This is a genomic window from Enterobacter sp. ENT02, assembly GCF_019219165.1.
Taxonomy (GTDB): domain Bacteria; phylum Pseudomonadota; class Gammaproteobacteria; order Enterobacterales; family Enterobacteriaceae; genus Enterobacter; species Enterobacter mori.
The window spans coordinates 1014776-1026063 of the sequence record NZ_JAHUWD010000001.1 but is presented as its reverse complement, the minus strand read 5'-3'; the positions used below and the strand labels follow the sequence as shown (position 1 = coordinate 1026063).

Here is an 11288-nt window from a genome sequence, read left to right as displayed (position 1 = left end):
GCGTGCTCCGTTAGTTAAACCATGCGCCAAGGGGTAAGGTCACGTCCAGCAGGCGGTCGAAGGCGTACCAGAGCAAAATGCCCAGTACCGCACCCGAGAGCCCCGCTGTGGGCAGCGTGGCGTTGAACAACATGCCGATCACCATCGTCAGGATAGCGGTGGCAATCGGGAAGCCGAGCCACTCAAAGCCCCACGCGTACATCAGCAACACAATTACCATTACCAGCAGACGTTGCAGAATGCGTCTGGGCGGCCATTCCACGGTGTCAGGATGGCGCAGCAGCAGGGCCACTGAGCAGAGCAGCATCAGGCCGACGATACCCATCGGGAAGGGGCGTGGCCCCACCGGTTCATAGCTGTATTCGCTGTGGATCTGCCAGGCGACGAACAACCCGCCAATGCAGAGCAGCAGCCATATCCCGGCAAAAATACGATCGCTCATAGCGCCTCCGTTTACTTCGCCAGACCGAAGGCTTTCGCCTGTTCGCGGTAATCATTCACCTGTTTTTTGACATACTCGTCCAGCTGCTTACCGTTGAGGTTGAACTCAAACAGGCCACGCAGATCGCGCTGCTTTTTGAACTCATCGGTTTGCTGGAGTTTGGCGAAGGCATCCACCCACCACTGGTATTCGGCGTCGGTCACTTTCGGCCCAACGAAGAAGCCGCGAATAATCGGCCAGACCAGGTTGTAGCCTTGCTCTTTGGCGGTAGGGACGTTCGCCAGCTGGCCCGGCAGACGGTTTTCCGAGAATACCGCCAGCACCCGGATTTTATCCCCGCTCAGGTAAGGCACCATTTCACTGAGGTCGCCGGAGACGGCCTGCACGTGATTGCCCATCAGCGCCGTGACCGGCTCGCCGCCGCCTTCAAAGGCGACGTAGCGCATCTTGTGTGGGTCCACTTTTGCCTGCTGCGCCAGAAGGGCGGCTTTCATCCAGTCCTGGCTTCCGATCGACGCGCCGGCGCCAATCACCACGCTGTTCGGGTCTTTTTCCATCGCAGTCAGCAGGTCTTTCAGCGATTTCCAGGGGGAATCAGCGCGAACGGCGATCATGCCGTAATCCGTTCCAACGGTCGCGAGCCAGCGCACGTCATCCACGCCGTAGCGGCCAAACTTGCCCTGCGACAGGTTCAGCAGCGAGCCGCCGGAGAAGGCCACCACGGTACCCGCTTCGGCGGGACGCTGCGCCACAATGGCGTTATACGCTACCGCACCCACGCCGCCCGGCATGTAGGTGACGCGCATCGGTTTTTCGATAGCCTTTGTCTCCAGCAGGCTGACCTGAATCAGCTTACAGGTCAGGTCAAAGCCGCCGCCCGGTTTGGCCGGGGCGATACATTCGGTGCGGGACGGGACATCCTGCGCCTGGACGACAGAGGCACTCAACATCAATACGCTTGCAGCAAGGGTCGAAAGTAATTGTTTTTTCATCGTTTATCCTCACGCCGGAGAACCGGGAGTACGGGTACGGGGCTTTTTTTCTGATTATGTGAACCACCTTGTAGCGGTTCCGTTGCGTGATTGTTAAAACATTAACCTTTCATTTCCCTTTCACTGCGACACGAACTTTACAGGATGTGATATGCGTCTCTTACTCGCGGAAGATAATCGTGAGCTGGCTCACTGGCTGGAGAAAGCGCTGGTGCAGGGAGGCTTTGCCGTGGACTGCGTTAACGACGGGCGGGCAGCCGACCATCTGTTACAGGGTGAAAACTATGCCGTCGCTATTCTGGACATCGGTATGCCCGGTTTCGACGGCCTTGAGGTCGTCCATCGTTTGAGAAAGCGCGGGCAGACGCTCCCGGTGCTGTTTCTCACCGCCCGCAGCAACGTGGCGGACAGGGTGAAAGGACTGAACGCTGGGGCGGATGACTATCTGCCTAAGCCGTTTGAGCTGGAAGAACTTGATGCTCGCTTGCGCGCGCTGCTGCGCAGAAGCGAAGGGCGAACCCAGGAGCGTCAGCTTTTGGGCGAGCTGGAATACGACGATGACGGTTTTTTTCTGCTGCACGATGAACCGCTCTCCCTGACGCCGCGCGAGCTTTCCCTGCTGAAGGTGCTGATGCACCGCCGTACCCGGCCCGTCTCCCGCCAGCAGCTGTTCGACCAGGTGTTTAGCCTGAACGACGACGTGAGCCCGGAGAGCATCGATCTCTACATTCACCGCTTGCGCAAGAAATTGAGCGGCAGTGGGGTGAAGATTACCACCCTGCGCGGGCTGGGTTACGTGCTGGAGTGTGGCGATGAAGTGGGCTAAACCGCAGTCCCTTTATCTGCAACTTCTGCTGTTTCTGGGGTTACCGCTGCTGCTGTTATGGGGATTATCAGCGTTTAATAGCTACGTCAGCGCCCTGCAAGCGGCGACGCAGGCTTACGACCGCACGCTGTTATCGTCGGCGCGTACGGTCTCTGAGCGGCTTGAAGTGCATAACGGCAAGCTGCAGGTGAATGTGCCCTGGGTGGTGCTCGACAGTTTTGAGCTCAACATGAATGACAGGCTGTATTACAAGGTGGTCGACCCCACCGGGCGGGTGATTTCCGGCTACGACGACCTGCCGAAGATGCCCCCTTCAACCTCGCGCACCACGCTCTACCCGGCGCTGGCCTGGTTTTATCACACCGAGTATCGCGGGCAGGCGATTCGCGTGGCGAAGCTGCTTCAGCCCATCAACGAAGATAACGTCGTCGGGATGGCGGAGATCTATGTCGCTGAAACGCTGCAGTCCCGTCGCTATCTTGCCAGCCAGCTGCTTTTTTCGTCCTGGGTATCTCAGGGGCTGCTGGTCCTGCTGACGCTGATCTTAACCGCCTGGCTGTTGCGTCGCGTGCTGCGTCCGATGCGCCAGTTGTCCTCGCTCATGGTGCGCCGGGAGCCGGGGCTGCTGTCTCCGCTGCCCGAGCTGCTGCCCTGGTCAGAAACGCGCCTGCTGATTGTGGCCTTCAACCGCTATATTGACCGGCTGCGTGGAGTGCTGTCGCGGCAGGAGCGCTTTAATGCCGATGCCTCTCACCAGCTTAAAACTCCGCTGGCGGTGCTGAAAACGCAGGTCTCCGTGGCCCTGACGCGGGACGATCCGGCGCTGTGGCAGGAGAGTTTACGGGCGATGAATGTGACACTGGATAACACCATTGTGCTGACTGAACGCCTGCTTCAGCTTTCGGCGGTGAAGCGAAAAGAGGAGGGGGAGCGGCAGTTTATCCCGGTGGATCTGGTGCAGGTCGTGCAGAATTGTTGCTTTTCACGGCTGGCGCAGGCGCGCAGCAAAGCGATTGACCTGGGGTACGACGGTGAGCTGCAGCCGACGATCATCGAAGGCGATGAGGTTTTGCTGGGCGAGCTATGCGCAAACCTGCTGGAGAACGCCATCAAATACACGCCGGAGCAGGGGATCGTAACGGTTTACCTGCGCGTGGATAACGGCGCGGTTGACCTGAGCGTGGAAGACAGCGGGCCGGGGATTGCGGAAAATCTGATCCCGCAGGCGATGCTGCCGTTTCGCCGTCTGGATAACGTCGGCGACGCGGCAGGATCCGGCATCGGGCTGGCGCTGGCGAGCGATATTGCCCGGCTGCACCGCAGCCATCTTAAACTTTCCCGCAGTGAACACTTAGGCGGGCTGAGTGTGAAAATGCGTTTTCTGCTGATGGGGTAAAGGCAGATATTATCAAATCGTTACAAACTAATTGTCTGACGCACGCAGAGTGCTTGATCCCGCAGTGAGGCAGGTTAAAATCTCGCGGTTTTGGGACTTATTATCTATAAATTGTGCGGGATCACGACAATGAAAAAAGTGGCATTAATGGGCTTAGGCCTGATGGTTATCTCTTCGGCGGCTAACGCCATTAGCTTCAACGGCTCGGCGGGTGAGGATTACACCCATCTGGGCTTTGGTCTTGGTACGGATAGCGCCGGTCTGGCAATGACCGGCGGCTGGACGCATAACGATGACGACGGCGATGCGGCAAGCCTTGGGCTCGGCTTCAACGTTCCTCTTGGTCCATTCCTGGCGACCGTCGGCGGCAAAGGGATCTACACCAACCCGAACGACGGCGACGAAGGCTACGCGGCGGCGGTCGGCGGCGGCCTGCAGTGGAAAATTGGCGACAGCTTCGGTCTGTTCGGCGAGTACTACTACTCTCCGGATTCGCTCTCCAGCGGTATCGAAAGCTACGAAGAAGCCAACGTCGGTGCGCGCTGGACTATCATGCGTCCGATCACTATCGAAGCGGGTTATCGCTATCTGAACCTGGCAGGTAAAGACGGCAACCGCGACAACGCGCTGGCTGATGGCCCTTACGTGGGCGTGAGCGCAGGCTTCTAATCTCTTCGGCGCGGCGTCCTGTCGCGCCAGTTTCTCTCTGCTCCCCCCATTCAATTGCGCTATAGTGTTTCGACCATATAAGCGGGAGAACACAATGATTAACGTGGAGATGTTATCCACCGGCGACGAAGTGCTGCATGGGCAAATTATTGACACCAATGCCGCCTGGCTTGCCGATTTATTCTTTGAGCAAGGATTACCGTTAACGCGCCGCAACACCGTGGGCGACAATCTTGAGTCACTGGTGAACGTTCTTCGCGAGCGCAGCGAGCACTGCGACGTGTTGATTGTGAACGGTGGACTCGGCCCCACCAGCGACGATCTCAGCGCGCTGGCTGCCGCCACCGCGAAAGGCGAGGGGCTGGTATTGCACGAGGCGTGGCTGGCGCAGATGGAACGCTTCTTCTCCGATCGTGGTCGCGTGATGGCACCCAGCAACCGCAAGCAGGCTGAAATACCCGCCAGCGCAGAGCTGGTCGATAACCCGGTCGGTACCGCCTGCGGGTTTGCCGTACAGCTCAACCGCTGCCTGATGTTCTTCACCCCCGGCGTGCCTTCTGAATTTAAAGTGATGGTCGAGCAGCAAATCCTGCCGCGCCTGCGGGCGCGCTTTACGCTGCCAGAGCCGCCGCTGTGTCTGCGCCTGACCACCTTTGGCCGCTCGGAAAGCGATCTGGCCCAGAGCCTGGATCATCTCCAACTGCCGCCGGGCGTCTCGATGGGCTATCGCTCATCGATGCCCATTATCGAACTCAAGCTGACCGGCCCGGCGACGGAAAAAGCCGCCATGCTGGCGCTGTGGCCTGAAGTGCAACGCGTCGCGGGCGAAAGCCTGATCTTTGAAGGCACGGAAGGGCTGCCCGCACAGATTGCCCAGAGCCTTCAATCCCGTCAGCTGAGCGTCACCCTCAGCGAACAGTTCACCGGCGGCCTGCTGGCGCTGCAGCTTTCCCGCGTGAATGCGCCGCTGCTCGCCAGTGAAGTGGTGCCGTTCCAGCAGGAGACGCTGGCGCAGACCGCGCGCTGGGCGTCAGAGCGCAGGGTGAAACACTTTGCCGGTCTGGCGATGTTTGTGGGCGGGCTGGATGAGGAACATCTCAATTTTGCGCTGGCAACGCCGGAAGGCACGCATGCGCTGCGGGTGAAAATGAGCATCACGCGCCACAGCCTGGCGGTGCGTCAGGAGGTCTGCGCGATGATGGCGCTGAACATGCTGCGCCGCTGGCTGAACGGTAAAGAAGTCGCCAGCGAGCACGGCTGGATTAACGTCGTGGAGTCGCTGTTCATCGAATGATGCGTTTGCCGGGGCCTCTCGCCCCGGCAATGCTTACCCCAGCGCTTTCGCCAGCAGGGTAATGGGATGTTCGCAGCGTTTGCTGGTGGACATCTCAATCTGCCACTTGCAGGTTTCACAGTCCGTTACCACGATATCCGCGCCGCTCTCTTCAATCTGGCGGAACAGCGGGGCGCCAATCGCCTGTGACGTTTCGTAGTTTTCACGCTTAAAGCCGTAGGTGCCCGCAATCCCGCAGCAGCGTGAGTCCAGCACCGTCAGCTCCAGCCCCGGTATAAGCCGCAATAGCTCCAGCGTATAGAGCGACCAGCCCATTTTTTCCATATGACACGGCGTGTGATAGACCACCTTCAGCGGTAATGTCTTCAGCGGCAGCGTCTGTCCGTCGTCCAGCTTGCGCCACAGGAAGCGCGTCGCCAGCTCAATATGCTCGCGCAGTCCGGTATTATCGACATCCAGCAGGTGCGGATACTCATCGCGCAGCGTAAAGGTACAGGTGGACGAGGTGGCCAGGACCGGGATCCCCTTGTCGACGATGGCCTCGCGCAGCGACGAGACGTTACTTTTCGCCTGCTTACGCGCTTTATCGGTAAATCCGTTGGCAATCAGCGGGACGCCGCAGCACTTCTCCTTGCTAAGGAGCTGTACGCCGGTACCCATGGCGTTCAGCACTTTCAGCAGATCTTTACCCAGCTGCGGGTGGTTGTAATTCACATAGCAGCCGTGGAAAAAGGCCACCTGGTCGGCGTACCGGGCCTGTTCCGCCGCGACGGACCTGTACCAGCGGCGGAAGGTGCCGTGAGAATATTTCGGCAGGCTGCGGTGATGGTCGATTTTAAGCGTGGCATCCAGCAGCTGACGCACCGGCTTGAGTGAGGTCGCGGCATTCACCAGCGGGGCAAAGGGCGTCGAGACGCTGCCCATCAGATCGGTATGGCTCAGGATCGCATCGCGCAGTGTGGGTTTCTGCGTGCTGTAGCGCGCGCGGGCGCGCTGGATGATATCGCCGATTTTAACATCCGACGGACAGGCGACTTCGCAGCGTTTGCAGTTGATGCAGTATTTCAGCGCCTCGTCGTACAGCTTGCCGTCCTTCAGACGAAGACGCTCACCGTCCGGCCCGGCCTGCTTCGGACCGGGGTAGCGCGGGTTCACGCCGCTGACCGGGCAGACGGTGGTGCAGACCGTGCATTTGATGCAGCTTTCGAAACGGGTGTCGTTCATTGTGCAACCTCCGTGCGCTGAATAATCTGCTCTGCAACGTGGAGCGCCGTGACGGCGCAAACCCCGCCGCCGCAGCCCTGTGCGATGGGATCGTATCCGCCCAGTACGGAGCCGATGGCGAAGAGATTGCCGATCGATTTACCGGAAAGCTGCGGGTGCAGATGCGTATCGGCAATGACGCCGAACTGCTGCCAGGGCTGCGGCGTGAAGAAATCACTCTGATACCAGTCCGCGCGGGAAGCGCTCTGCCGGACATCCAGCCCCATAATGGCTTCCCGAATGCCGTCGCGTGTGCTCAGCAGCCCGTTGCTGAAGAAACTGCCGCTTGCCAGTACCGCGTAGCGCGCGCGGAGCGGAATATCATCATGGTTCCGCGTCCAGATTTCGCTCACCGCGCCGTCGGTCAGGGTAATTTTTTTCACCTCATCACCCGCCATCCACACGCCGCCCTGCGCAACAAACTGGCGCTGAAGCTGGGTGTGCAGACGAATGCCCGGCACGGAAGGGGGAAGCGTAGGCAGCAGGCCGAGCGAGCAGGGCAGACGATCGGACAGCCAGCGCCAGAGTCGGTTGTCGTTTAAACCAAAGCAGGCGGGCATCAACAGGGCATCGCAGTTTTCGCCGAGCGGCCTGAGCGCGTCATACAGCAGCGGCCATTTGTCCTCGTTATCCAGAAAACGGGCGATATTCACCGCGCGAAACTCGCTCGGGCTATCGCGCAGGACATCCAGTTCAGGCAGTTCTATCTCTGCCGTCTCGGCGTTAACGCCCTGGCGGCAAAGTGACGCCGCCGCGAGATGGGGCTGAAAATCCAGAAAGCCGCTAATGCCCACCACCCGCACGCGCGCGGCGTGAATGGGGGCGACGGGCACCTCTTCCGGGCTGAGCCATGCGGAGCGCAGGGTGCCGAGCGGCGTGACGCGCTGGTGGTTTTGCCTGGCGCTTCCCTTCAGACGCGCGCCGCAGTCCGCCAGCAGCGCTTCGGTTTCCAGGGCAAAACGATCAACGTTGTGGGCGCCAATCAGGTGATACGGGTGCTCCGGCGGCAGCGTATCGCGGTACGTTTCATCCACCAGATCCAGCGATCCTGACGAGAAGTGCAGGGCGCTCTGGCCGCGGGTGATAATGGCGCAGCGCAGCCCCCGCTTCGTGAGTTTGATGCCGCAGAGCAAGCCTGCCAGGCCGCCGCCGACAATCACGGTATCAAATTTCATCGTGTTGCTCCTTCTCAAGACCGCAAAGTCCCTGGTAGACCCAGCGGGTAAATTCGCTTTCGCGCAGGGCGTCCCCCCAGGCGACAGGTTGAATGCCTTTCCAGCGCTCGTTTAAAAACGCGCTGAGCTGATCGAGTGACTGGGTGGCAGTGGTGGTGTGAAAACGCTGCAGCAGGCCGGCGGCACGACAGGCGCACAGCTCGCCCTGGCAGGTGCCCATGCCCACGCGGGTGCGGCGGCGGAGGTCGAGCAGGCTATTGACCGTCAGGCTCTCCACCGCGTATTGCACCTCACCGGCGGTGACGGCTTCGCACTCGCACACCAGGCTGCGGCTCAGCCGTCCTTCACCGAGCCACTGTGGCGTTCTGTCGCCGTGGCGGTAAATCGCGGATCCGCGCAGCGGCGCGGGCAGGGAGATGATTTTTTGCAGGGTTTTTTCGGTGGACTGCCGCGAGCCGGGCAGTGGCTGGTCTGCCGTCACGCAGGCTTCGGTATTCCCCAGCTTGCGGCAGACGGCATCGGTCGCCCACTCGGCCATCAGGCGGTAGGTCATCAGCTTGCCGCCTGTGATGGTGATAAATCCGTCCATGCCGTCGCGCCCGGCGTGATCGAGCAGCACGATGCCCCGGCTGACGTTGCGTCCGCTCGGGTCGTTGTCGCTGGCGACCAGCGGACGTACGCCCGCGTAGGCGCGCAGAATACGCGTCTGCGCCATTACCGGGGCCAGTTTTTCCCCTTCCCGCAGCAGAATGTCGACCTCTTCAGCGGTCACGCGGTTGTAGTCAATTTCGCTGTAGTCGACATGGGTTGAGGTGGTACCGATTAACGAAATGGTGTCGCCCGGGACGAGGATATCGGCGTCGGACGGTTTGCGGCAGCGGTTGATCACGTGGTTGTTGATGCGGTGGTCGAGGATCAGCAGCGATCCTTTCGCCGGGAACATGCGCACCGACAGGTCGGCGTATTCCGCAATGCGCTGCCCCCAGATCCCCGCCGCGTTGACCACTACGGCGGCATACAGCTCGCTGTGTTCGTTGTACTGCGTATCAAGGAGCCGCACGCCGCAGATGCGATGACCTTCGCGGATAAGCCCGGTCACTTCGTGCCCGGTCAGAATGCGCGCGCCATGCTCGCGGGCGTCCAGCATATTGGCGGCCGTCAGGCGGAAGGGGTCGACGGTGCCGTCAGGCACCTTCACCGCGCCGATAAGCGCCGGGTTAACCGACGGTTCCAACCGCCTCGCCAGCGCCGGGTCCATGGCCTCCGCCTGAATGCCCGCCGCGGTGCAGGCGGTAATAAAGGTCTTCTGAAAGGCGAGGTCATCTTCGGGCAGGGTAATAAAGAGGCCGTCAGTCGGCTCAATGCAGTGGCGGGCGATACGCTTGAGGATTTGGTTTTCAGCAATACATTCGCGCGCGGATTCACCGTCGGTCACCGCATACCGCGCGCCGCTGTGCAGCAGGCCGTGGTTACGCCCGGTTGCGCCTGTGGCAATGTCATGACGCTCCAGAAGCGTTACGCTGAGGCCGCGCAGGGCGCAGTCGCGTGCGATCCCGGCGCCGGTTGCACCACCACCAATGATTATCACATCGCTATAACGAGGATCGTGAATGGTCATTGTTTACCCTCTATGTTCGTTTTTTTATCATTTAGCCATATCAATCGTGTGGTTTGTTTGATTTCGAACATAAACGCGCGAAATTCGAAAGTGAAACGTGATTTCATGCGCTTTTTTGCGCATTCTGTCATATTTCTGTAACAATCTGTGCGTTGATTCACAGTAACAATCACCGTGATTTCTTAACATCCCCGCCACTGGAATTCAGGTGCGAGCCACCTGCCCATTTAATTCAAGGCCACGGAGGCTGTCATGCTCAGTATCTTCAAACCCGCGCCGCATCGTGCGCGTCTGCCAGAGGCAGAAATTGATCCGCTTTACCGCCGTCTGCGTTGGCAAATCTTCCTGGGGATCTTCTTCGGGTACGCGGCGTACTACCTTGTGCGTAAAAACTTTGCGCTCGCCATGCCGTATCTGGTGGAGCAGGGCTTCTCCCGCGGCGACCTGGGGTTCGCGCTGTCGGGGATCTCCATCGCCTACGGTTTTTCCAAATTCATTATGGGTTCGGTGTCGGATCGCTCGAATCCGCGCGTGTTCCTGCCTGCCGGCCTGATTCTGGCCGCTGCGGTGATGTTGTTCATGGGCTTCGTGCCGTGGGCGACGTCCAGTATTGCGATTATGTTCGTGCTGCTGTTCCTCTGCGGCTGGTTCCAGGGAATGGGGTGGCCGCCGTGCGGACGTACCATGGTGCACTGGTGGTCGCAGAAAGAGCGCGGCGGCATCGTGTCGGTGTGGAACTGTGCCCATAACGTCGGCGGCGGGCTTCCGCCTCTGCTGTTCCTGCTCGGTATGGCCTGGTTCAACGACTGGAAAGCCGCGCTGTATATGCCCGCCTTTGGCGCCATCGTGGTGGCAATTATTGCTTTCGCGCTGATGCGCGACACGCCGCAGTCCTGCGGCCTGCCGCCGATTGAAGAGTACAAAAACGACTATCCGGATGATTACAGCAAGGAGCACGAAGAAGAGCTGACCGCAAAACAGATCTTCATGAAGTACGTGCTGCCCAATAAGCTGCTGTGGTACATCGCGGTTGCCAACGTGTTCGTTTACCTGCTGCGCTACGGCATCCTCGACTGGTCGCCAACCTACCTGAAAGAGGTGAAGCACTTCGCGCTGGATAAATCCTCCTGGGCCTATTTCCTGTATGAATATGCTGGGATCCCGGGCACGCTGCTTTGCGGCTGGATGTCAGACAAAGTGTTCAAGGGCAACCGCGGTGCGACGGGCGTGTTCTTTATGACCCTGGTGACCATTGCCACCGTCGTTTACTGGCTCAACCCGCCGGGCAACCCGTCAGTAGATATGGCCTGCATGATCGTTATCGGTTTCCTGATTTACGGTCCGGTGATGCTGATTGGCCTGCATGCCCTGGAGCTGGCCCCGAAAAAAGCGGCAGGCACGGCGGCGGGCTTTACCGGTCTGTTCGGCTATCTCGGCGGTTCGGTCGCGGCGAGCGCCATTGTGGGCTACACCGTTGACTTCTTCGGCTGGGACGGCGGTTTTATGGTGATGATTGGCGGTAGCGTGCTGGCTGTACTGCTGCTGATTGTCGTCATGATCGGTGAAAAACGTCACCACGCGGAAGTGCTGGCGCGTCGTCAATAAGGAGCAAT

The 11288-nt window shown here is 59.8% G+C and carries 10 protein-coding genes; 5 read left to right on the top strand and 5 right to left on the bottom strand.

The window, feature by feature from the left end; translation table 11 throughout:
- Nucleotides 1–10 precede the first annotated feature (10 nt).
- Nucleotides 11–442 (bottom strand): tripartite tricarboxylate transporter TctB family protein, encoded by a 432-nt coding sequence (locus KW829_RS04655; protein WP_218307703.1) that lies wholly within the window; start codon nucleotides 440–442, stop codon nucleotides 11–13.
- Nucleotides 443–453: 11 nt separating this feature from the next.
- Nucleotides 454–1434, bottom strand: a complete 981-nt coding sequence (locus tag KW829_RS04650) for a tripartite tricarboxylate transporter substrate binding protein (RefSeq protein ID WP_089597926.1) — start codon at nucleotides 1432–1434, stop codon at nucleotides 454–456.
- Nucleotides 1435–1585: 151 nt separating this feature from the next.
- On the opposite strand from KW829_RS04650, the gene tctD reads away from it, so the two are divergent.
- The 4 genes from tctD to KW829_RS04630 all read left to right on the top strand — a co-directional run bounded on the left by tctD (nucleotide 1586) and on the right by KW829_RS04630 (nucleotide 5619).
- Nucleotides 1586–2260, top strand: a complete 675-nt coding sequence (tctD, locus tag KW829_RS04645; RefSeq protein WP_042716616.1) for a transcriptional regulator TctD — start codon at nucleotides 1586–1588, stop codon at nucleotides 2258–2260.
- Entirely contained in the window at nucleotides 2247–3656 is a 1410-nt protein-coding gene (locus KW829_RS04640; RefSeq protein ID WP_218307702.1) for a sensor histidine kinase, read from the top strand. The genes tctD and KW829_RS04640 overlap by 14 nt, the downstream gene beginning before the upstream one ends.
- 129 nt (nucleotides 3657–3785) lie before the next feature.
- Nucleotides 3786–4325, top strand: coding sequence for a YfaZ family outer membrane protein (locus tag KW829_RS04635; RefSeq protein ID WP_218307701.1), 540 nt, complete (start codon nucleotides 3786–3788; stop codon nucleotides 4323–4325).
- A gap of 94 nt (nucleotides 4326–4419) precedes the next feature.
- Nucleotides 4420–5619 carry a nicotinamide mononucleotide deamidase-related protein YfaY gene (locus KW829_RS04630; RefSeq protein WP_089597928.1) on the top strand — a complete coding sequence of 400 codons (1200 nt, stop codon included), beginning with the start codon at nucleotides 4420–4422 and terminating at the stop codon, nucleotides 5617–5619.
- A gap of 33 nt (nucleotides 5620–5652) precedes the next feature.
- Here KW829_RS04630 and glpC read toward each other — a convergent pair whose 3' ends face one another.
- Genes glpC through glpA form a run of 3 tightly spaced genes read right to left on the bottom strand, consistent with a single transcriptional unit; the run spans nucleotide 5653 to nucleotide 9675 of the window.
- Complete coding sequence (gene glpC, locus KW829_RS04625; RefSeq protein ID WP_218307700.1) at nucleotides 5653–6843, bottom strand: anaerobic glycerol-3-phosphate dehydrogenase subunit GlpC; 1191 nt, start codon at nucleotides 6841–6843, stop codon at nucleotides 5653–5655.
- Entirely contained in the window at nucleotides 6840–8057 is a 1218-nt protein-coding gene (gene glpB, locus KW829_RS04620; RefSeq protein ID WP_218307699.1) for a glycerol-3-phosphate dehydrogenase subunit GlpB, read from the bottom strand. Before glpB ends, glpC begins: the two co-directional genes overlap by 4 nt.
- On the bottom strand, nucleotides 8047–9675 hold the full coding sequence (glpA, locus tag KW829_RS04615) for an anaerobic glycerol-3-phosphate dehydrogenase subunit A (RefSeq protein ID WP_218307698.1): 1629 nt from the start codon (nucleotides 9673–9675) through the stop codon (nucleotides 8047–8049). The genes glpB and glpA overlap by 11 nt, the downstream gene beginning before the upstream one ends.
- 252 nt (nucleotides 9676–9927) lie before the next feature.
- Here glpA and glpT point away from each other — a divergent pair, with 252 nt between their 5' ends.
- Nucleotides 9928–11280, top strand: coding sequence for a glycerol-3-phosphate transporter (gene glpT, locus KW829_RS04610; RefSeq protein WP_089597932.1), 1353 nt, complete (start codon nucleotides 9928–9930; stop codon nucleotides 11278–11280).
- The last annotated feature ends 8 nt before the right edge of the window (nucleotides 11281–11288 follow it).